This window comes from Streptomyces shenzhenensis (genome assembly GCF_003688995.1).
GTDB lineage: Bacteria > Actinomycetota > Actinomycetes > Streptomycetales > Streptomycetaceae > Streptomyces > Streptomyces shenzhenensis_A.
Window position 1 is genome coordinate 93,572 of sequence record NZ_PENI01000004.1, and the last position, 21,085, is coordinate 114,656.

General features: G+C 73.1%; 15 protein-coding genes and 1 pseudogene. 9 read left to right on the forward strand and 7 right to left on the reverse strand.

The features are described from left to right. Positions 1–4 precede the first annotated feature (4 nt). Genes CTZ28_RS08175 through CTZ28_RS08185 form a run of 3 tightly spaced genes read right to left on the reverse strand, consistent with a single transcriptional unit; the run spans position 5 to position 4,508 of the window. Positions 5–949, reverse strand: coding sequence for a hydroxymethylglutaryl-CoA lyase (locus CTZ28_RS08175; protein WP_121888594.1), 945 nt, complete (start codon positions 947–949; stop codon positions 5–7). After that, complete coding sequence (locus CTZ28_RS08180; RefSeq protein WP_121888595.1) at positions 946–2,877, reverse strand: acetyl/propionyl/methylcrotonyl-CoA carboxylase subunit alpha; 1,932 nt, start codon at positions 2,875–2,877, stop codon at positions 946–948. Before CTZ28_RS08180 ends, CTZ28_RS08175 begins: the two co-directional genes overlap by 4 nt. A 14-nt stretch (positions 2,878–2,891) precedes the next feature. Continuing rightward, positions 2,892–4,508 (reverse strand): carboxyl transferase domain-containing protein, encoded by a 1,617-nt coding sequence (locus tag CTZ28_RS08185; protein WP_121888596.1) that lies wholly within the window; start codon positions 4,506–4,508, stop codon positions 2,892–2,894. A gap of 95 nt (positions 4,509–4,603) precedes the next feature. Here CTZ28_RS08185 and CTZ28_RS08190 point away from each other — a divergent pair, with 95 nt between their 5' ends. The 4 genes from CTZ28_RS08190 (at position 4,604) to CTZ28_RS46865 (ending at position 8,241) form a co-directional block, all read left to right on the forward strand. Continuing rightward, positions 4,604–5,203, forward strand: a complete 600-nt coding sequence (locus CTZ28_RS08190; RefSeq protein ID WP_121888597.1) for an SACE_7040 family transcriptional regulator — start codon at positions 4,604–4,606, stop codon at positions 5,201–5,203. A 116-nt stretch (positions 5,204–5,319) separates the two neighbouring features. Then, positions 5,320–6,477: an acyl-CoA dehydrogenase family protein gene (locus CTZ28_RS08195; RefSeq protein ID WP_121888598.1), complete on the forward strand. Its 1,158-nt coding sequence runs from the start codon at positions 5,320–5,322 to the stop codon at positions 6,475–6,477. A 45-nt stretch (positions 6,478–6,522) separates the two neighbouring features. Next, a complete protein-coding gene (locus tag CTZ28_RS08200; protein ID WP_121888599.1) occupies positions 6,523–7,398 on the forward strand; it encodes an acyl-CoA thioesterase in 876 nt (291 codons plus the stop codon). A gap of 657 nt (positions 7,399–8,055) precedes the next feature. Beyond that, positions 8,056–8,241, forward strand: a complete 186-nt coding sequence (locus CTZ28_RS46865) for a hypothetical protein (RefSeq protein WP_183154301.1) — start codon at positions 8,056–8,058, stop codon at positions 8,239–8,241. 60 nt (positions 8,242–8,301) lie between these two features. On the opposite strand, the gene CTZ28_RS08210 is transcribed toward CTZ28_RS46865, so the two are convergent. Beyond that, positions 8,302–9,099, reverse strand: coding sequence for a phosphatase (locus CTZ28_RS08210; RefSeq protein ID WP_121888601.1), 798 nt, complete (start codon positions 9,097–9,099; stop codon positions 8,302–8,304). Between the two features lie 67 nt (positions 9,100–9,166). Next, the gene (locus CTZ28_RS08215) at positions 9,167–10,933 is read right to left on the reverse strand and encodes a helix-turn-helix domain-containing protein (protein WP_259471506.1); all 1,767 of its coding nucleotides are present in this window, start codon (positions 10,931–10,933) and stop codon (positions 9,167–9,169) included. 233 nt (positions 10,934–11,166) lie between these two features. Here CTZ28_RS08215 and speB point away from each other — a divergent pair, with 233 nt between their 5' ends. Further along, positions 11,167–12,135 (forward strand): agmatinase, encoded by a 969-nt coding sequence (gene speB / locus CTZ28_RS08220; protein WP_121888603.1) that lies wholly within the window; start codon positions 11,167–11,169, stop codon positions 12,133–12,135. 39 nt (positions 12,136–12,174) lie between these two features. Next, entirely contained in the window at positions 12,175–13,860 is a 1,686-nt protein-coding gene (locus CTZ28_RS08225) for a thiamine pyrophosphate-binding protein (RefSeq protein ID WP_121888604.1), read from the forward strand. A 70-nt stretch (positions 13,861–13,930) separates the two neighbouring features. On the opposite strand, the gene CTZ28_RS08230 is transcribed toward CTZ28_RS08225, so the two are convergent. After that, complete coding sequence (locus tag CTZ28_RS08230; protein ID WP_121888865.1) at positions 13,931–14,734, reverse strand: endonuclease I family protein; 804 nt, start codon at positions 14,732–14,734, stop codon at positions 13,931–13,933. 187 nt (positions 14,735–14,921) lie between these two features. After that, the gene (locus tag CTZ28_RS08235; RefSeq protein ID WP_121888605.1) at positions 14,922–17,225 is read right to left on the reverse strand and encodes an ArnT family glycosyltransferase; all 2,304 of its coding nucleotides are present in this window, start codon (positions 17,223–17,225) and stop codon (positions 14,922–14,924) included. A gap of 111 nt (positions 17,226–17,336) precedes the next feature. Here CTZ28_RS08235 and CTZ28_RS08240 point away from each other — a divergent pair, with 111 nt between their 5' ends. The 3 genes and pseudogenes from CTZ28_RS08240 to CTZ28_RS49930 form a co-directional block, all read left to right on the forward strand. Next, positions 17,337–18,197, forward strand: coding sequence for a serine hydrolase (locus CTZ28_RS08240; RefSeq protein WP_121888606.1), 861 nt, complete (start codon positions 17,337–17,339; stop codon positions 18,195–18,197). Positions 18,198–18,250: 53 nt separating this feature from the next. Next, positions 18,251–19,276, forward strand: a complete 1,026-nt coding sequence (locus CTZ28_RS08245; protein ID WP_121888607.1) for an esterase-like activity of phytase family protein — start codon at positions 18,251–18,253, stop codon at positions 19,274–19,276. A 1,252-nt stretch (positions 19,277–20,528) separates the two neighbouring features. Further along, positions 20,529–20,711 (forward strand): annotated as a pseudogene (locus tag CTZ28_RS49930) (helix-turn-helix domain-containing protein); the annotation flags it as partial. Between the last annotated feature and the right edge of the window lie 374 nt (positions 20,712–21,085).

A 21,085-nucleotide genomic window follows, 5' to 3' on the forward strand; every position in this document is an offset into this window, starting at 1 on the left:
CTGATCACTGGTCCTTGGGGGAGAGGGCGCGGACGGTGCGGGACGGGCTCGACCGGCCGAGCTGTTCGGCCAGCCACACGCTCGTGGCGGTGAGCCGGCCCAGATCGACCCCGGTCTCGATGCCGAGGCCCTGGAGCATCCACACCAGGTCCTCGGTGGCGAGGTTCCCGGTGGCGGACTTGGCGTACGGGCAGCCGCCCAGGCCGCCGGCCGAGGCGTCGACCGTCGTGACGCCGTGTTCCAGCGCCGCGTACGTGTTGGCGAGCGCCTGGCCGTAGGTGTCGTGGAAGTGCACGCCGAGGACGTTCGTCGGCACGCCCTCCTCGTTGAGCGCGGCGAGCAGTTCCAGGACGTGGCCCGGGGTCGCCACGCCGATCGTGTCGCCCAGGCTCAGCTCGTCGCAGCCCATGGCCATCAGCGCCCGGCACACCCGCACGACCTGGTGCAGCGGGACCGCGCCCTCCCACGGGTCGCCGAAGCACATGGAGACATAGCCGCGCACATGCACGCCCTCGTCCTTCGCGTGCCGCACCACCGGCTCGAACACCGCGAGCGACTCGTCCAGCGTGCGGTTGAGGTTGGCCTTCGCGAAGGACTCGGTGGCGCTGGCGAACACCGCGATCCGGCGGGCGCCGAGCGCCAGCGCCCGGTCCAGGCCGCGCCGGTTGGGCACGAGCACCGGGAGCGCGACCCCGCGCAGATCGCCGAGCAGCGGGAACAACTGCTCCGCGTCGGCCAGTTGGGGCACCCACTCGGGGCGCACAAAGCTCGTCGCCTCGACGGTGGTCAGGCCCGCGTCGGCCAGCCGGTGGATGAACTCCGCCTTGACCTCGGTCGGCACGGCCGACTTCTCGTTCTGCAGCCCGTCGCGCGGGCCGACCTCGTGGATCCGCACCCGCTCGGGCAGATCCTGCGCGGGTACGACCATCGGCAGTCCCGGTGCGCTCATTCCGCCGCCTCCTCGTGCGGTGCGACGACGGCCAGCACCTGGTCCATGGCGACCGTGCTGCCGGGCCGTACGTCCAGTTCGGTGACCGTGCCCGCGTGCGGGGCCGAGACGACGTGCTCCATCTTCATCGCCTCCACCACCAGCAGGCTCTGGCCCGCGCTCACCTCGTCGCCGACGGCGACCTTCACCACGGTGACCGTGCCGGGCATCGGCGCGGTGAGCGAGTCGGCGCCCGCGAGCCCGGCCCGGGTGAGCGAGGCGGCCACCGGATCGTGGTCCCGCACCGGCCAGGCGTCACCGTCGCGGCCGAGCCAGTCGCCCGCCCGGTAGAAGGTGTGACGGACGCCGTCCAGGGTCACGGACACCTGGTCGTCGGTGACGGTGTGGGTGCCGCGCGGGGTGTACTCCACGGGGTCGGTCACCCGCAGGGAGAAGGAGACGGGCCGGGGCACCCCGCCGAGCCGCCAGCCGTTCGGCACCGAGAAGGGGTCCGTCCAGCCGTCGCCGGCGGGCCGCAGCGCGTCGAGACGGACGGCCGCCGCCGCCTCGTACACCTCCTCCGGTACCTCCGCCGGGACCAGGCCGGCCACCACCCGCTCGACCAGCCCGGTGTCCAACTCGCCCGCCACGACCGCCGGATGGGCCAGCAGCCGGCGGAGGAAGCCGGCATTGGTCGGCACGCCCAGCGTGACCGTCTCCGCCAGGGCCGCACGGAGCCGGCGCAGCGCCGTCGCCCGGTCAGGGCCGTACGCGATCACCTTGGACAGCATCGGGTCGTACCGGCTGCCGATCTCGGTGCCCTCGCTGAGCCCCGAGTCGGTGCGCACTCCGTCGCCCTGCGGCTCGCGCAGCCGCAGCACCGTGCCGCCCGACGGCAGGAACCCGCGCGCGGGGTCCTCCGCGCAGATCCGGGCCTCGATCGCGTGCCCGGTCAGCCGGATCTCCCGCTGCGCGAGCGGCAGCAGCTCGCCCGCGGCGACCCGCAGCTGCCACTCCACCAGGTCGAGCCCGGTGACCAGCTCGGTGACCGGATGCTCCACCTGGAGCCGGGTGTTCATCTCCATGAAGTAGTACGACGACGGGTCGCCGCCCGGCATGATGAACTCCACCGTGCCCGCGCCCCGGTAGCCGCAGGAGCGGGCCGCCTGCACGGCAGCCGCGCCCATCGCCGCCCGGGTCGCCTCGTCGAGGAGCACGCTCGGCGCCTCCTCGACGACCTTCTGGTGCCGGCGTTGCAGCGAGCACTCGCGCTCGCCGAGATGCACCACGTTGCCGTGCTCGTCGGCCAGGACCTGGATCTCGATGTGCCGGGGCCGCTCGATCCAGCGCTCCGCGAGGAGCGTGTCGTCGCCGAAGGAGGCGCGGGCCTCGCGCCGGGCGGCGGCGATCTCGTCCGCCAGCGCGGACGCCTCCCGCACCAGGCGCATGCCCTTGCCGCCGCCGCCCGCCGAGGGCTTCAGCAGCACCGGCATGCCGATCTCTCGGGCCGCCGCGGCGAGCCGGGCGTCGGACAGGCCGCTCCCGCTGGAGCCGGGGACGACCGGCACCCCGGCCGCCCGCACCGTCTCCTTGGCGCGGATCTTGTCCCCCATGAGGGCGATGGCGTCGGCCGGCGGGCCGATGAACACCAGCCCCGCCTGTGCGCAGGCGCGCGCGAAGTCCGCGTTCTCGGCGAGGAAGCCGTACCCGGGGTGGACGGCCTGTGCGCCGGTGCGGGCGGCGGCCTCCAAGAGCCGCTCCACCGACAGATAGCTCTCGGCCGCGGGCGGCGGACCGAGCCGCACCGCCGTGTCGGCCTCGCGCACATGGCGCGCGTCGGCGTCCGCGTCGGAGAACACGGCCACCGAGCGCACGCCCAGCGCGCGCAGCGTGCGGATCACGCGCACCGCGATCTCGCCGCGATTGGCCACCAGGACTGTCTCGAACATCGTCTTCGGTCCCCTCACATCCGGAAGACGCCGAACCGCGGCTCGCCCAGCGGGGCGTTCGCGCAGGCGGTCAGGGCCAGACCCAGCACCTGCCGGGTCTCCAACGGGTCGATCACGCCGTCGTCCCAGAGCCGGGCGGTGGCGTAGTAGGCGTTGCCCTGGCGTTCGTACTGCTGCCGGACCGGGGCCTTGAAGGCTTCCTCCTCCTCGGCGGGCCAGGACTCGCCCCGGGCCGCCAGCTGGTCCCGCTTGACGGTGGCGAGGACGGAGGCGGCCTGCTCCCCGCCCATGACGGAGATCTTGGCGCCCGGCCACATCCACAGGAAGCGCGGGGAGTAGGCCCGGCCGCACATGGAGTAGTTCCCGGCGCCGTACGAACCGCCGACGACCACGGTCAGCTTGGGCACGCGTGTGCAGGCGACGGCGGTGACCATCTTGGCGCCGTGCTTGGCGATGCCACCGGCCTCGTAGTCCCTGCCGACCATGAAGCCGGAGATGTTCTGCAGGAACACCAGCGGAATCCCGCGCTGGTCGCACAGCTCGATGAAGTGGGCGCCCTTCTGGGCCGACTCGGAGAACAGGATGCCGTTGTTGGCGACGATCCCGACCGGGTGGCCGTGGATCCGGGCGAAGCCGGTGACCAGGGTCTGCCCGAACTCCGCCTTGAACTCGGCGAACCGTGAACCGTCGACCACGCGCGCGATGATCTCGCGGACGTCGTAGGGGGTGCGCGGGTCGACCGGCACCGCGCCGTAGAGCCCGTACGGGTCCACCTTCGGTTCGGCGGCCGGTGCCACCTGCCAGGGCAGGGGCCCGCGTGCGGGGAGCGTGGCGACGATGTCGCGGACGATTCGCAGCGCGTGCGCGTCGTTCTCCGCGAGGTGGTCGGTGACGCCTGACACGCGCGCGTGGACCTCGCCGCCGCCCAGTTCCTCCGCGGTGACGACCTCGCCGGTGGCGGCCTTCACCAGCGGGGGGCCGCCCAGGAAGATGGTGCCCTGGTTGCGCACGATCACGGCCTCGTCGCTCATCGCCGGTACGTAGGCGCCGCCCGCGGTGCAGGATCCGAGGACGGCCGCGATCTGCGGGATGCCGGCGCCCGACATGCGCGCCTGGTTGTAGAAGATCCGGCCGAAGTGCTCACGGTCCGGGAACACCTCGTCCTGCATCGGCAGGAAGGCGCCGCCGGAGTCGACGAGGTAGAGGCACGGGAGCCGGTTCTCCAGGGCGATCTCCTGCGCCCGCAGGTGCTTCTTCACCGTCATCGGGTAGTAGGTGCCGCCCTTGACGGTGGCGTCGTTGGCGACGATCACGCAGTCCCGGCCGCCGACCCGGCCGATCCCGGCGATCACCCCGGCCGCCGGGGCCTGCCCTTCGTACATCCCGTCGGCCGCGAGCGGTGCCAGCTCCAGGAACGGCGACCCGGGGTCCAGCAGCGTGTCCACCCGGTCCCGCGGCAGCAGCTTGCCGCGCGCGGTGTGCCGGGCGCGGGCCCGCTCGCCGCCGCCGAGCCGGGCCGCGGCCAGCTTGCCGCGCAGCTCCTCCGCGAGCGCGCGGTGCGCCTGCTCATTGGCCCGCCAGGCCTCCGACGCGGGGTCTGCCGCGCTCGTCAGCTCCGGTGCCTCCAGCATCCTGCGGTCCCCTCACCCAGTGGTCGACTGTTAATGAGCGTTAACCATTTCTTCCAGGTTAACGAGCGCTAACCCTGCTGTCTAGAATTGCTGCCATGGTCACCAGAACCGGCGCCGCCGGCCGTCGCGAGCAGATCCTCAGGGAGGCCGCCCGGCTGTTCGCCGAGCGCGGCTTCCACGGCGTCGGGGTCGACGAGATAGGGGCCGCGGTCGGCATCAGCGGTCCCGGTCTCTACCGGCACTTCGCGGGCAAGGACGCGATGCTCGCGGAGCTGCTGGTCGGGATCAGCGGGCAGCTGCTGACCGGGGCGAAGCGGCGCCTGGCGGAGGCCGACGGCGCGGCCGGTCCCATGGCGGTCCTCGACTCCCTCATCGAGGGCCATATCGACTTCGCCCTCGACGACCGTCCCCTGATCACCCTGCACGACCGTGAGCTGGACCGCCTCCGGGACAGCGACCGCAAGCTGGTGCGCCAGCTCCAGCGGCAGTACGTGGAGCTGTGGGTCGAGGCGCTGCGCGCGGCGTATCCCGGGCTCGCCGAACCGGCCGCGCGCTCCGCGGTCCACTCGGTCTTCGGCCTGCTGAACTCGACCCCGCACCTGGGCCGGCCGGGTTCCCTGCCGGGCCGCGCGACGACGGCGGCCCTGCTGCACCGCATGGCCCGGGGGGCGTTCGCGGCGGCGGGGGCGGACTGAACAGCGCCGGGCGTGATGAGGGTTACCCCAGGGATCCCCTGGACGGGGTCCGTACTCACCGGTACCGTGGTATCTGAGCAAGCGCTTAGACATGTCGAGGTCCGTGGAGGTGGCGCGTGCGCCGTACGGTGTACAACGAGGATCACGAGGCGTTCCGGGAGACCCTTCGCGCCTTCATCGAGGCCGAGGTCGTGCCGGTGTACGACGAGTGGTTCGCCGCCGGCCAGGCCCCGCGCGCGTTCTACTACAAGCTCGCCGAGCTGGGCCTGTTCGGCATCAACGTCCCGGAGGAGTTCGGCGGCGCCGGGCTGGAGTCGCACAAGTTCGAGGCGATCCAGTACGAGGAGACCGCCCGCGCGGGCGTGAGCTTCGGCGGCTCCGGCGTGCATGTGCTGCTCGCCCTGCCGTACATCAAGATGCTCGCCACCGACGAGCAGAAGAAGCGCTACCTGCCGAAGTTCGTCTCCGCCGACGAGATGTGGGCGATCGCGATGACCGAGCCGGGCACCGGCTCCGACCTCGCGGGCATGAAGACCACCGCCAGGCTCTCCGAGGACGGCACGCACTACGTCCTCAACGGCGCCAAGACGTTCATCACCGGCGGCGTCCACGCCGACCGCGTCATCGTCTGCGCCCGCACCTCCGCGCCGACGGCCGAGGACCGCCGCTTCGGCATCTCCCTGTTCGCGGTGGACACCAAGTCCGAGGGCTACTCCGTCGGCCGCAAGCTGGACAAGCTCGGCCTGAAGACCTCCGACACCGCCGAGCTGGCGTTCGTCGACGTCAAGGTCCCGGTCGAGGACCTGCTCGGCGAGGAGAACAAGGGCTTCCACTACCTCGGCGCCAATCTGCCCTCCGAGCGCTGGGGCATCGCCTTCGGTGCCTACGCGCAGGCCAGGGCGGCCGTCCGGTTCGCCCAGCAGTACGTCCAGGAGCGCGTCGTCTTCGGCAAGCCCGTCGCCCACTTCCAGAACACCAAGTTCGAGCTGGCCGCCTGCCAGGCCGAGGTGGACGCCGCCGAGGCGGTCGTCGACCGCGCCCTGGAGGCCCTGGACGCCGGCGAGCTGACCCCGGCCGAGGCCGCGAGCGCCAAGCTGTTCTGCACCGAGGTCGCGCACCGCGTCATCGACCGCTGCCTCCAGCTGCACGGCGGCTACGGCTATATGAACGAGTACCCGATCGCCCGCCTGTACGCGGACAACCGCGTCAACCGCATCTACGGCGGCACCAGCGAGATCATGAAGACGATCATCGCCAAGGACATGGGCCTGTAAGGTCCCCGGCAAGTTCACGAAAAGAGTGCAGGATACAACTGACTCATGAGTCAGGCACTTCAGTCGCTGCTCGATCTGCTCGACCTCGAGTGGATCGAACAGGACATGTTCCGCGGTCAGTCCAGGCCATCCGTCGTCCCGCGCGTCTTCGGCGGGCAGGTCGCGGCCCAGGCGCTGGTCGCCGCAGGGCGCACCGCCCCGGCCGACCGGCACGCGCACTCCCTGCACGCGTACTTCCTGCGGCCCGGCGACCCCGGCGCCCCCATCGTCTACACCGTCGACCGCATCCGCGACGGCCGTTCCTTCACCACCCGCCGGGTGGTCGCGGTCCAGCACGGGCAGCCGATCTTCCACCTCTCGGCGTCCTTCCAGACGTACGAGGAGGGACTGGAACACCAGGCGCCCATGCCCGCCGCACCCGACCCGGAGACGCTGCCCACCGCATCGGAGCGGCTGCGCGGCCACCCGCACCTCGACGCGCGGATCGTGGAGAAGCTCCTGGAGGCGCGCGAGGCGGTCGACCTGCGCTACGTCGACGAGCCGCCCTACGGCAGCTACGGCGCTCCGCGCGAGCCGCACTCCCAGGTGTGGTTCCGCACCGAAGGCAAGCTGGACGGCGACATCGACGCGCCCCTGCTGCACGTCGTCCTCGCCACCTATGTCTCCGACATGACGCTGCTCGACTCCGTGCTGCTCGCGCACGGCCGCGGCGGCTGGGCCGTCGGCGATGTGGTCGGGGCCTCGCTGGACCACGCGATGTGGTTCCACCGGCCGTTCCGCGCCGACGAATGGCTGCTGTACGACCAGGAGTCACCGTCCGCGCACGGCGGCCGCGGGCTCGGCCAGGCCCGGATCTACACCCAGGACGGCCGGCTCGCCGTCTCGGTGATCCAGGAAGGCGTGGTCCGCGTACCCAGGTGAGACCGGGGACAGGGCGCACGGCTGGTGGGCGCGGCCTCCCCGTCGGCCGGGGCCGTCGCCTCTGGACCGGGCCGGTTCGGGGCGCCCGTCATGGCGGACTCGTCGGCGCTCGGCCTTGGCTGCGGGCGGACCGCTCGGCGGCCAACTCACCGGGTCCGGCGGGCTGAACCGCTGGTCGTACGGCCCGTGTCGGCGTCAAAGGTTTTGATGTCCTGCCCGAGGTGCCGATCCTCTGGGGCCGGACTAGGCTGAATGGCGAGCCGCAAAACAGGGCACGCCCCGTGCCGTTGAAGTTCCCGAGACGCGGAACTCCGGTCGTTGATCTCGCCCACGCGTACCGCGTGGTCCGACCTGGCGGCATCGGCACCGAGACGTGCTCTTCATATCCAAGCGGTGAAGCCAGAGACCGCGCCGCACCTTCTTTTCCTGGCGGCTGCGGCCATCCCCTCGCTCGTCCTCTCAGGAGAGGCGCGCGAGACGATGGAAGGAAAGGCATTCCCATGCGAGCACAACGCACGAGGCGTCTCCTCGTGGTGTCCGCTGCCGGCATCCTGATGGCCGGTGGCGCCGCGATCGGCGCAGCAGGCACTGCTTCGGCGGCCCCGTCGCACGTCGACTCCGGATACTCCAGCCACTACGCCGGCTACGGCGACGCCGGTGGCGGTCACGGCGGCGGTCACGGTGGCGGTCACGGTGGCGGTCATGGCGGCGGTCACGGTGGCGGTCACGGTGGCGGCCATGGCGGCGGTCACGGTGGCGGTCACGGTGGCCACGGTGGCGGTTACGGCGGTCACGGTGGTGGTGGCGGCCACGGCGGCGGACGCTGACCGATCACGCACATAGCGCGATGTGCGGCTCCCTCATCGGGGCCGCACATCGTTGCGTCCGGAGTCGGTCGATCCGTCAATCGCCTTGGGCCAGGCCCGCTTCCGTCAGCAGATAGGCCGTCATCGGGTCGTAGTAGCGCGGGCTGAGGACGTGGTCGTCGAGCGGCACCGCCACCTGGAGCGTGCCCTCCGACTCGGCGAGGAACAGCGCCGGGTCGTTGCAGTCGGCGTACCCGACGGAGTCGAGGCCGTGCTGCGCTGCGTACCCGGCCCAGCCGTGGTCGGCCACGACCAGGTCCGGCAGCGGGCGCCCCTCGCGCTCAAGTCCCGTCAGAATGGCCCGCATCGGCTCGCCGGAGTGGGTGTGCCACAGCGTGGCGCCGTGCTCCAGGACCGCCACGTCCGCGAACTGCATGACGTATCCCTCGTCCGTCTGCAGCCCGTCCGGGATGACCACGACCTCACAGCCCGCGGCGCGCAACGCGGCGGCCGTGGCCCGGTGCACATCGAGCAGACCGCCGGGGTGGCCGGTGGCGAACAGCACCCGCTGCCGTCCGTCGGCCGCCTTGCGCAGCCGCAGGGCCAGCCGGCCCAGGGCGTCGACCGTCAACTCGGGGTCGATGGTGTCCTGTCCGTACCGGTACTCGGCGTCGTCGTTGACGCCGACCCGCTCCGCCATCACCGCAAGCACGTCCTGCTCGTCCTGCCAGCGGTCCCCGAGCTCCAGCCCGAGCCAGAAATTGCGGTCGCCGTTGGCCAGCTTGCGGTAGTGGGAGAGGTTGTTCTCGCGGGGGGTGGCGACATCGCCCGCGATACGGGTGCTCACTAGGTGGTCGACAAGCTCGGCGCGGCTGGGTGTCCCGGGTATCGGCATGCCCCCCATTGTGGGGCAGCGGGCCGTGCGATTCCCCTGGTGTATCGCACGCTGGGACGCGGGTCACTCACCGGTGTCGCAGCGCGAACCACAGCTCCATGCGGGCATCGGGATCGTCGAGGTCCGTGCCGAGCAGGGCCGCGCACCGCCCGATCCGCTGCCGCACGGTGTTGCGGTGCACGCCGAGCGTGACCGCGGTGCGGTCCCAACTGCCGTGCAGGGAAAGCCAGGTGCGCAGGGTGTCGGCGAGCGCGGGCCGGCCGGCGAGCGGCGCGAGCAGCTCGCGGGCGAACCCCTCCGCCTCGCCCGCCGGGACCAGCCCGTCAAGTCCGGTCCGGCCGCCGTGGCGGACCAGCGCCGTACGGGTGACACGGGCACGGGCCAGGGCGCGGGCCGCCTGGGCGTCGGCGGACGGCCACGCGTGCGGGGCGGCCGGGGCGCTGACGCCGAGGGTCCAGCCGGGTTGCGGGGCGGGTTCGCGGCCGGCGGGCACCAGCACCCGTACGACCTCACGGTCCACGTCGACCAGCGCCGAGCCCAGTGCCGCGCCCAGCGCGGAACCGGCGACCGGGTCCGGCGCCTGGGACTGCGGGCGGGCGTGCACGACGAGCCACCGTCCGTCGCCCAGCAGCGGTGCCACGTCGTCCGGCGCCGCGCCGAGCAGCAGCCGGACCAGCGCCGAGGAGCGCGCCGCCCCGGTGCCGCTCTGCTGCTCCCCGGTGAGCAGCGACAACAGGACGGCGGCCACGGAGGCGATGGTGTGATCGCCGGCCTCCCGCCGGGGCACCGCCACCCCGAGCACGAACCCCTGCCCGTTGCCCAGGGCGTAGGCGGCGAGATGGGTACCACCCAGCGCATCGGTCGCGGAGGCGGGCCCGGACCGGCCGGCGGCGGGGCCGGAGGAAGCGGCGGGCGCGAGGGTGCGGCCACCGGAGCAGGCGCGGCCCGGGTCCGCGGCCTGAGCGGGGGCGTCCGAAGGATCTGTGCGCGTCGCAGGCGCCCGGCCCGCGGCGGCCGGACCCGTGGGCGCGGGATCCGTCGGCGCCGGGTGCGGGTGGCTCGGCTCGGGGGTCCGGGACCTCGGGGCCTGGTCTCGGTCCGCCTGGTCCGGGGCGGGGCGGGGACCGTCCGTGACGGGCCGTACCACCCGGGTCAGCCGGTCCAGGGCCGTGCGGACGTCGTCCCCCGGGGCGCGGCCCGCGGAGGCGATCTCCGTGCCGTCGGGGCCGTACAGGGACGCCCGGCCGCCCAGACGCCGGGCCAGCTGACGCAGCACCGCGTGGACCGGGTCGGGGCGGGACGCGGCGGACGCGAGGCCCTGCTGGGCCTCCGTGACCCGGCGCAGCTCGGCCAGCCGGGCCTGGGCCATCAGCTGCCAGACCGCCCGGGCCACGCCCGAGAACGTCGTCTGCGGCGGGACCTCGACGAGCGGCAGCCGGTACGCCTCGCAGGCCGCGGCCAGGGCCCGCGGGACCGTGTCGTGCACCGGGGCGACACCGAAGCCGAGTGCCGCGCCGCCCGCCGCCACGATCCGGGCGACGTAGTCGTCGAAATAGTCCCCCCGTCCCGGCTTCCCCCCGCCGGGGGCACCCCCGTCCGAGCCCGCCGCCTCCGGGATGTGCACGCCCGCGGTCAGCAGCAGCTCGCCGCCCAGCAGATACGGGTAGGGATCGGACATCTCCGAGGTGTGCGCTCCGTGGATGACGACCCCGGGCCCCGACGGACCGGCGATCTGCCGCAGGGCCAGGTCCTCCCGGGCCAGCAGCGCCGCCAGCGGGACCGGCGGGGTGGGCGGGACGACGGCTGGCGCGGCCGGTGCGGACGGGTCCGGCATTGTGTGCGTTCCCTCCATTCTCACTCGCTCGAATGGATGAAACGTACACTTCGCAGTCGCCCTCCGGCCACCTAATGTCGGTGCGGACCGGCAGTCGCGGGCACGGGCGTCTGCCGCGAGCGCCTCGCCGGGCGGTCCCCCGGACGCGCGCTCGAACCCGCCTCGGCCCACCGGTGGAGTCACCGCCAAAGCGGTACATACACGAATAAGCGCAGGAAAGAAGGCATTTCACCATGAGCAGCAGCGAGACGCCCCGCGGCCCCGTCGACTCCTCCCGCGTCCCGCGGTACGCCGGCCCCGCGACCTTCGCCCGGCTGCCCCGCCTCGACGAGGTCGGCACCGCCGAAGTCGCCGTCGTGGGCGTGCCGTTCGACTCCGGCGTCTCGTACCGGCCGGGCGCCCGCTTCGGCGGCAACGCCATCCGGGAGGCGTCCCGGCTGCTGCGCCCCTACAACCCGGCGCAGGACGCCTCCCCCTTCGTGCTCGCCCAGGTCGCGGACGCCGGCGACATCGCCGTGAACCCGTTCCACATCAACGAGGCCGTGGAGACCATCGAGGCGGCGGCCGACGACCTGCTCGGCACCGGCGCCCGGCTGATGACCCTCGGCGGCGACCACACCATCGCGCTGCCCCTGCTGCGCGCGGTCGCGAAGCGGCACGGCCCGGTGGCGCTGCTCCACTTCGACGCCCACCTCGACACCTGGGACACCTACTTCGGCGCCGAGTACACGCACGGCACCCCGTTCCGCCGCGCGGTCGAGGAGGGCATCCTCGACACCTCCGCCCTCTCCCACGTCGGCACCCGCGGCCCGCTCTACGGCAAGCAGGACCTCAGCGACGACGAGAAGCTGGGCTTCGGCATCGTCACCTCGGCGGACGTCTACCGGCGCGGCGCCGACGAGATCGCCGACCAGCTGCGCGGGCGCATCGGCGACCGGCCGCTGTACATCTCCATCGACATCGACTGCCTCGACCCGGCGCACGCGCCCGGCACCGGCACCCCCGAGGCGGGCGGCATGACCTCGCGCGAACTGCTGGAGATCCTGCGCGGCCTGGCGTCCTGCAACCTGGTGTCGGCGGACGTCGTGGAGGTGGCGCCCGCGTACGATCACGCCGAGATCACCTCGGTGGCCGCCTCCCACACGGCGTACGAGCTGACCACCCTGATGACCCGCCGGATCGCGGCGGACCGCACCGTGTGACTCCCCCCGCACGCACCGCTCCCAGGAGACCGAGCCCCAGTGACGCACGACCACGACCTGGTACTCCGCCCGACGCCCGCGCAGACGGCCGCCGCCCTCAGCCCGCCCCCCGGCCGCAGCGGCGCGGACCTGGTCGTGGAGACCCTGGCCGGACTGGGTGCGACGACCGTGTTCGGCCTGTCCGGCCGGCACGGCCCCGGCGTGTCCGACGCGCTGCGCCGCTCGGACCTGCGCTACGTGGGCCTGCGCATGGAGAACAACGCCGGCTTCGCGGCGGACGCGTACGGCCGGATCACCGGCGAGGCCGCGCCGCTGCTGCTGTCGACGGGACCGGGCGCGCTGACCTCGCTGGCCGCGCTCCAGGAGGCGGCGGCGGCCTCGGCCCCGGTCCTCGCCATCAGCAGCCAGATCCCGACGGCCGGGCTGGGCGGTGGCCGCCACGGCTATCTGCACGAACTCCCGGACCAGGCGGCCTCGTTCCGGGGTGTGGTGAAGTCGGTCCACACCGTCCGCGCCCAGTCACAGATCCCGTCCGCGCTCGCCGCCGCCTGGAAGTCGGCGCTGACCGCGCCGCACGGCCCGGTGTGGGTGGAGATCCCGCAGGACGTGCTGCTGGCGGAGACGGCCCTGCCGGTGGTGACCGCGCCGGACGCCACCCCGGACGAACTGCCCCCGCGCCCCGAACTGACCGCCCTCGCCGCCGATCTGCTCGCGCGCGCCGCCCGCCCGGCGATCATCGCCGGCGGGGGAGTGGTCCGGGCGGACGCCGCCGGCAAGCTGCTGCGGCTGGCCGAGCGCCTCGACGCCCCGGTCGTGACGACCTTCGGCGGCAAGGGCGCGTTCCCGTGGGAGCATCCGCTCTCCCTCCGGTCCTGGCTGGAGGACCGGCACACGACCGACTTCCTGGAGGACGCGGACGTCCTGCTGGTGGTCGGCTCGGGACTCGGCGAACTGTCCTCCAACCACCACACGTTCGCGCCGCGCGGCCGGGTGATCCAGATCGAGGCCGACCTCGGCAAGCTGGAGTCCAACCACCCCGCCCTGGGCATCCACGCGGACGCCCGGCCGGCCCTGCAGGCGCTGCTGGAGACGGTGGCGGAGCGCACGGACGCCGCGGCGCCGCAGCGGGTGCGCACCCTGCTCGCCAAGGTCGCCGACCGCATCGCCGCCCAGGAACTCGCCCTGGAACAGGACGTGCTGGCCGCGGTCCGGCGCGCCCTGCCGGCCGGTGCCCCGTCCTTCTGGGACATGACGATCCTCGCCTACTGGGCCTGGTCGGCCTTCGACGCCCAGGCCCCGAACGCCATGCACTCGGCGCAGGGCGCCGGCGGCCCCGGCTACGGCTTCCCGGCGGCCCTCGGCGCGGCCGTCGCCGACCCGACCCGCCCGGTGCTGGCGGTGTCGGGCGACGGCGGCGCCCTCTACTCGATCGCCGAGCTGGCGACGGCCCGCCAGTACGGTCTGAACGTCACCTGGCTGATCGTCGACGACGGCGGTCACGGCATCCTGCGCGCGCACATGACCGACGCGTTCGGCCGGGCCACGGCGACGGAGCTGATCCGTCCGGACCATGTGGCGCTCGCCGAGTCCTTCGGGGTGCCGGGTGTCCGTACCGGCCCGGAGACCCTGGAGGCGGACCTGGCGACCGCGCTGGCGACACCAGGGCCGTCGGTGGTCGTGCTCCCTGCGGTGCTGCGGATGTTCGCGCCGACGCATCTCGGCTGAGGACGACGGCCCGGGCCGGCAGCAGCCCGGGCCCAGGACCGGCCGCACCGGAGGGGCGGCCGTGGCGCGTCTACCAGATGGCGTCCACCCACTCCGGGTGGTCCACGAACGGGTTCCGGTTGTGCTGGTAGGAGTCGTAGATGACCTGGTTGCGGCGCTCCTCGAAGGCGTCCGGCGGGTCCTCGTCGTTCCACCGCTTCAGGACCGACAGCTTGCCTATGTAGGGCGTACTGCCGTTGTTGACCTTCTCGTCCGGTTCGAGGTCGGCGAAGCCGTCGCCGCCCTCGTAACGGACCGCCATGTAGAGGATCATGCGGGCCACGTCGCCCTTGACGGCGTCGCGGGGCTCGAAGGAGTCCGAGTCGGTGCGGCTGCCACCGGAGTTGGTGAAGGTGCTGCCGCCCTCGTCGAAGTCCTTGTTGCTGCGGGTGGAGTTGACCTGGACGTCCTCGGGGCGGATGTGGTGCAGATCGGTGCCGGGGCCGGTCGAGGTGGTGAGGTTGCCGTGCGAGATCGCCCAGACGTGCTCGCGGTTCCAGTCGCCGACGTTGCCGCCGTTGAGGGACTTGCTGCGGGAGATGCCCGAGTACAGCAGGACCACGTTGTTGCTGTTGTTCGGGTCCTGGTCGGTCACCTTCAGCGCGTCCCACAACTGGGCGTAGGACAGCTTGCTCTGGCTGCTGATGATCGTGTGCAGGGCGGACTTGAGGCTCGTGCCCGACTTGCCGACCGCGTTCTTGTAGTACGTCGTGTCGTACGCGGTCGTCGTCGCCAGGGCCGGGGCCGCGGTGAGGGTGGGGGCGGTGAGCGCGACCAGGACGGTGGCCGTGGTCAACGCCACTGTCCTCCAGCGGCGCAGGGGTGTCGCCGACATCATGTGGGGTCCGTTCTACGCGGGTTGAATGGAGGCGGCACCGAGTAGGGTGACATGGACATGCGATGGCGGTGGTGTACGGCGGGTGTCGGTTGCGTGACGGAATGCGACACGCTCCGTCCGCCGCGCACCGAACGGCCCCCGACCGTGGGGCGGTCGGGGGCCGAGGGGCCGTGCGGCGACGGGGTCAGCTCACGTCCGACGGGTCCAGCCGGTAGACCGTCGACGAGGTCGCCGCGTTGTCGGCCGAGCCGGACGACGACTCGGACGCGGAATCCGAAGAGGACTTCGACGACGAACCCGAGTCCGACGACGTATCCGACGACTCCGACGACGCGGTCTTGCTGTACGCGCTCTCCGGCACCGCCGTACCGTGTTTCCGCACCCAGGCCGTGACCTCGGAGCTGACGCCGCTGTCCCCGCCGGGGCCGCCGCCCAGGCCACCGCCGCCGAGCTGGATGTAGTGCAACTCGCCCTTCTTCACCAGCTCCTTGAGCCTCGCGAGCGTCATCGCCCGGTCCGTGCCTGACCAGCCCCACATAGAGATGACCGGCCGGCCGCTGCTCACGATGAGCTGCGCCGCACTCTGCGAACCGGACACCGCGAGCAGCCAGGTGGCGCCGTCCTGGTGCTTCTTCAGGTACGCGATCAGCTCGCTGTCGGCACCGCCGCCCATGCCGCCTGTGCCGGGCATGCCGCCGAAGCCGCCCGCGCGCCCGGTGCCGCCCTCGCCGGAGGCGTTGCCGGCCGGGCCGTCGCCCTGCTGACCGCTGCCGGGCAGCTCACCGTCGCCGGGCGTGCCGCTGGGCGCTTCACCACCGCCGGGCGACGCGCCGCCGGGTGCGCCACCGCCCGGGAAGCCCGCGCCCGCCTCCGCGTTCGCGCCGCCCTGCCCGGGCATCTCGCCGTTGCCCGAACCCCCGCCGCCAGGACCCCCGTTCGCGCCGAAGCCGCCCCCGCCGCCGAAGCCGCCGCCCGTGGTGGGGCCCGCCGTCGGGTTCGTACCGCCCATGCCGCCGCCCGAGCCCGAGGGCACCGACCAGGCGTACGCCGCCGGGCCCGCCACCGCCGCGACCACCGCCGCGGTCACGGAGGCCGCCAGCAGCCGCAGCCGCCTGCCGTCGCGGAAGACCAGCAGGCCCACGACCGCCGCCGCCATGACCACGCCGACCGTGGGCCACAGCCAGGTGTGCCAGCCCGCCGCCCGGCGCAGCAGCACGATCGCCCAGATCCCGGTCACCGCGAGGGCCACGGGCAGCACCCACGCCCAGCGCTTGTCGGCGCGGAACGCCCGCAGCAGCATCGTCCCGCCGCCCCCGCACAGCGCCGCGATGCCGGGCGCGAGCGCGGTCGTGTAGTACGGGTGCATGGTGCCCTCGGCCATGCTGAAGGTCAGGAAGTGCAGCGCGGTCCAGCCGCCCCACAGCACCAGCGCGGCGCGGGTGAGGTCGGTGCGCGGGGAGCGCCCGCACAGCAGCAGACCGGCGACCAGGGCGACCGCGGCGAAGGGCAGCAGCCAGGAGATCTGGCCGCCGAGGATGTCGTTGAACATCCGGCCGAGCCCGGCGGCGCCGGAGAAGCCGCCCCCACCGCCCCCTCCGTCGCCGCCCATGTTGCCGTCGCCGCCGAAGATCCGGCCGAGGCCGTTGTAGCCCATGATCAGGTTCCAGGCGGTGCCGTCCGTGGAACCGCCGATGTACGGCCGCTCCGACGCGGGGACGAGAGAGACCGCCGCCGCCCACCAGAAGCTGGCGACGGCCAGCACCACGGCCGCGAGCAGCAGATTGACGATCCGCTTCACGAGCGGCGGCCGGGCCGCGTACAGATAGACCGCGAAGACGGCGGGCAGCGCGATATAGCCCTGGAGCATCTTCGTGTTGAACGCGAGGCCGAAGCAGGCCGCCGAGCCCAGCAGCGGCAGCAGCCGGCCGGCCGCGACCGCGCGCAGCGCCAGCGCCGCCCCGCCGACCATCAGCAGGACCAGCAGGGTGTCGGGGTTGTTGTCGCGGTTGATGGCCACGGTGATCGGGGTCAGCGCCAGGACCAGCGCGGCGACCGCGGCGGCCCCGTGGCCCCACACCCGCTTCACGGACGAGTGCAGGATCCAGATCGTCGCCAGCGCGGCCACGACCATCGGCGCCATCATCTGCCAGGTGCCGTAGCCGAGGACGCGGCAGGACAGGCCCATGACCATGAGGGCGAGCGGTGGTTTGTCGACGGTGAGGAAGTTGCCCGCGTCCAACGAGCCGAAGAACCAGGCCTTCCAGCTCTGGGTGCCGCTGAGCACCGCCGCGCTGTAGAAGCTGTTGAGACCGGAGCCGGAGAGGTTCCAGGAGTAGAGCACCGCCGCCAGGATCATGATCGCGGCCAGCGCGGGGAGCGACCAGCGGGGCGCCGCGGTCCGGGGCGCCGCATGGCGGGTGGGCGGCGTCTCCGGGGGTGCGGTCGAGTGGGGGGCCGGGTGGGGGACTGGATCGGTGGCTGAGGTCACCGGCGCATCGTGCCCGGCCGGGGTGGGTGGCCGCTGTGCCGCGCCTTGCCGCTTCCTGTGAACACGCCGGGACGTACAACCTTTCGTTCGTACTTGTGAGTCAACAGGTACATGACTCATCGGATATCCAGACGAACCGCGGTACTGGCGGCGGGCGTCGGTGCCGCGGCGCTCGTGCCGGGTCTCGTCGTCGCCGCGCCGGCCGCCGCCGCCACCGCGCCGGCGGTCAGCTGCACGTCCGCCAGGGCGGGCCTCGCCGGCAAGTTGCAGAAGGACATCACGGCCGCCCTCGCGGGCCGCAAGGGCACCGTCGCCGTCGGCCTCTACGACCGGACCTCCACGACGACCTGCACCCTGCGGGCCTCCACCGCGTACGACTCGGCCAGCGTCGTCAAGGTCACCGTCCTCGCCACGCTGCTGTGGGACGCGAAGAAGCACAACCGCTATCTGACCGACCGTGAGGCCACGCTCACCAAGGCCATGATCACCAAGTCGGACAACGACGCGACCAGCAAGCTGTGGAAGCAGCTGGGCCTGACGAAGATCAAGGGCTTCCTGGCCGCCGCGAAGATGACGCAGACCAAGCCGGGCGCGAACGGCCACTGGGGCCTGACCCAGATCACCGTGGCCGACGAGCAGAAGCTGCTCAAGCTCGTCACCGCCAAGAACGCCGTGCTCAGCGACAACTCCCGCGCCTACGTCCGCAAGCTGATGGGCCAGGTCGTCCCCGCGCAGCGCTGGGGCACCCCGTACGGCGCGCCCTCCGGTGTCTCCGTGCACGTCAAGAACGGCTGGCTGCAGCGCTCCACGCACGGCTGGCGGGTGCACAGCGTCGGCACGTTCGACGGCCGTGGGCACGACTACATGATCACCGTGCTGACCCACGGCAACAGCACGATGAACTACGGCATCAGCACCGTCCAGGGCGTGGCCAAGGCCATCCACAAGGACCTCGCCGCGGCCGGAAGCTGAGCCTTCACTGCGCGGACCCCACGGCGTCACCGACCTGCCCTACGGTGACGCCCATGCGCATGAGAACCGCACTCGCCACCTTCACCGCCGCACTGGCCGCGGCCACCTGCCTCACCGCCGCGGGCACCGCAGGGGCGGCCTCCGCGACGGGCAACGCCTGCTCGCCCGCCGTCTCCGTCGACCGCTTCTCGGACGCGCTGGACAAGACGACGTACGAGGGCTCCTTCGTCGGCAACTTCTCCGCGCTCGCCGTGGACCGCGACGGCTCGCTCGCCGCCCTCTCCGACCGCTCCGAGCTCTTCCGGCTGAACGCGCGGACTCTCCAGCCGACGTCGGTCCTCCCGCTCGCCGACGAGAAGGGCGCCCAGCTGGACTCCGAGGGCCTGGTCATCGACCGCGACGGGACCCGGCTGATCAGCTCCGAGACCGAGCCGTCCGTACGCCGCTACTCCCGCGACGGCCGGATCCTCGACCGGCTGCCGGTCCCGTCCTCGCTGCTGGTCGCCCCTGCGGGGCGCGCCACGAACAACCAGACCTTCGAGGGCCTGACCCTGCTGCCCGGCGGGCGCACGCTGCTGGCCGCCATGGAGGGCGCGCTCTCCGGCGACGCCGCCGACACCGTCCGCTTCCAGACCTGGCAGCGGACGAAGGGCGACCACTTCCGGCTCTCCGCGCAGTACGCCTACCGCGCCGACAAGGGGCTCGGCGTGCCCGAGGTCCAGGCGACCCCCGACGGCCGGCTGCTGGTCCTGGAGCGCGGCTACACCACCGGCGTCGGCAACACCGTCCGCCTCTACCTCGCCGACCCGCGGCGCGCCACCGACACCAGCGGCGTCGAGAACCTGACCGGCCGGCCGGGCGTGCGGCTGATCAAGAAGACCCTGCTGGCGGACCTCGTCGACTGCCCGTCCCTGGGCGCCACCGCCAAGCAGCCCCAGCCCAACCCGCTCCTCGACAACATCGAGGGCATGGTCATCACGGGCCGCGACCGGGGCCGCCTGAAGGTCGTCCTGGTCAGCGACGACAACCAGAACACAGCCCAGACGACCCGCTTCTACCACCTGCGCGTACGCATCTGACCGACGGGCCGCGTGCACGGTGAGCTCCGCTCACTCGACCGACCCTGCCCGCGGCGCGGCGACCCGCTCGCGCGGCGGGCGCGCAGGGTGGTGAGCTGCATCACCGTGCCCGGCCCACCTGGTCCGGCTGGCTCCGTCGACCGGTTCGGGGCCCGTGGTGCGGCTGATCCCTCCCACCGGTTCGGTGCGTGCGCGGCCGCCGGGTGGTCCTGTGGTGTGGTGAGCTGTTTGCGCGGGGTGCGGTGGGGCCCCTCATCCGGTGCGCTCGCCGGGTGCGGCTGATCCCGTCCACCGGTCCGGCCCGTGCGGTGTGGGTGGCCTCGCCTATCGGCCGCGGTCGCGCGGGTGGTGAGCTGCATCATCGTGCCCGGCCCGCCTGGTCCGGCTGGCTCCGTCGACCGGTTCGGTGCGTGCGCGGCCGCCGGGTGGGGTGGTGAGCTGCTTGCGCGGGGTGCGGTGGGGCCCTGTCGTGCTCGGCCTGCGTGATTGGGCTAGTTCGGTGCGGTTGCCTTGCCAGCTGGGCCCGCTCTCCGGCTCGGGGCCCGCGGCGCGGCTGGTCCCGTCCGCCGGCTCGGTGCCCGTGGACGCGGCCGGCTCCGCCCGCCGGGTGGGGTCCCGTGGTGTGGTGACCCGCTCGTGCGGTGTGGCTGGCCTCGTCTATCGGCTGTGATCGCGGGGGCGGTGAGCTGCATTACCGTGCCCGGCCCGCGTGATTGGCTCCGCCGTTCGGTGCGGTTGCCTGGTCCGGCTGGCTCCGTCGACCGGTTCGGGGCCCGTGGCGTGGTTGATCCCTCCCGCCGGTTCGGTGGGTGCGCGGCCGCCGGGTGGGGTCCTGTGGTGTGGTGACCCGCTCATGCGGGGTGCGGTGGGCGCCCCTCATCCGGCGCGGTCGCCGGGTGCGGCTGATCTCGTCCACTGGTCCGGCTCGTGCGGTGTGGCTGGCCTCGTCTATCGGCCGCGGTCGCGGGGGCGGTGAGCTGCATCACCGCGCCCGGCCCGCCTGGTTCGGCTGGCTCCGTCGACCGGTTCGGTGCGTGCGCGGCCGCCGGGTGGGGTGGTGAGCCGCTTGCGCGGGGTGCGGTGGGCCCCATCGTTCCCGGTCTGCGTGATTGGTTCCGCTCGTCCGGTGCGGTTGCCTGGTCGGCTGGGCCAGTTCTCCGGCTCGGTGCCCGTGGACGCGGTCGGCTCCGCCCGCGGGGTGGTGACCCGCTCGCTCGGCGGGGCTGGCCTCGCCTATCGGCTGTGTTGGCGCGAGGCCGACCGCATCCACATCGCCGAGCGGCTGCGGGAGAACGCCTCCCTCCGGCAGATAGCCGCCGAGCTGAACCGCAGCCCGTCCACGATCGTTGCGCGGGGACGCCTCCCGCTGGGCTTATCGGCCGCACGCCGACCAACGCCGCCCGCGCCCAAGCCCGGCAAGATCGGACAGAACCCTGGCAGTGAGCCACCGACGAGTGCCCCACCGCCGGGATTCGACCTACTAGACCGGCACCGGCATCCGGGAGCGCGCGGAGCTGCCCGGCGTGGGCCCGGCAGCGGACCCGGGGGGGGCGAAGCCAGGAGTTCGTCTCATCGACATCGGCCGCTCCCCCGACCGGCCGGGCGCCCCGGGAACCCGCCGAGCCCAGAACCGGCCCGAGCCCGGAATTCGGCCGAACTTGGCAAACTGGCCGAATCCACTACGTAACCCGATCGATCCCAGACCCGGCTGAACCCGACAGTCCGGCCGAACCCGGCAGTCCGGCCGGACCCGGCAATGCGGTCAAGCCCAGTAGTCCGGCCGGACCCAGCAATCCGGCCGAACCCAGT

What these genes read in the sequence shown, in the direction of transcription:
- CTZ28_RS08175 (WP_121888594.1), bottom strand. Translation starts at nt 949, where the DNA reads ATGAGCGCACCGGGACTGCCGATGGTCGTACCCGCGCAGGATCTGCCC.
- CTZ28_RS08180 (WP_121888595.1), bottom strand. Translation starts at nt 2,877, where the DNA reads ATGTTCGAGACAGTCCTGGTGGCCAATCGCGGCGAGATCGCGGTGCGC.
- CTZ28_RS08185 (WP_121888596.1), bottom strand. Translation starts at nt 4,508, where the DNA reads ATGCTGGAGGCACCGGAGCTGACGAGCGCGGCAGACCCCGCGTCGGAG.
- CTZ28_RS08190 (WP_121888597.1), top strand. Translation starts at nt 4,604, where the DNA reads ATGGTCACCAGAACCGGCGCCGCCGGCCGTCGCGAGCAGATCCTCAGG.
- CTZ28_RS08200 (WP_121888599.1), top strand. Translation starts at nt 6,523, where the DNA reads ATGAGTCAGGCACTTCAGTCGCTGCTCGATCTGCTCGACCTCGAGTGG.
- CTZ28_RS08210 (WP_121888601.1), bottom strand. Translation starts at nt 9,099, where the DNA reads ATGCCGATACCCGGGACACCCAGCCGCGCCGAGCTTGTCGACCACCTA.
- CTZ28_RS08215 (WP_259471506.1), bottom strand. Translation starts at nt 10,933, where the DNA reads ATGCCGGACCCGTCCGCACCGGCCGCGCCAGCCGTCGTCCCGCCCACC.
- speB (WP_121888603.1), top strand. Translation starts at nt 11,167, where the DNA reads ATGAGCAGCAGCGAGACGCCCCGCGGCCCCGTCGACTCCTCCCGCGTC.
- CTZ28_RS08230 (WP_121888865.1), bottom strand. Translation starts at nt 14,734, where the DNA reads ATGTCGGCGACACCCCTGCGCCGCTGGAGGACAGTGGCGTTGACCACG.
- CTZ28_RS08240 (WP_121888606.1), top strand. Translation starts at nt 17,337, where the DNA reads ATGACTCATCGGATATCCAGACGAACCGCGGTACTGGCGGCGGGCGTC.
- CTZ28_RS08245 (WP_121888607.1), top strand. Translation starts at nt 18,251, where the DNA reads ATGCGCATGAGAACCGCACTCGCCACCTTCACCGCCGCACTGGCCGCG.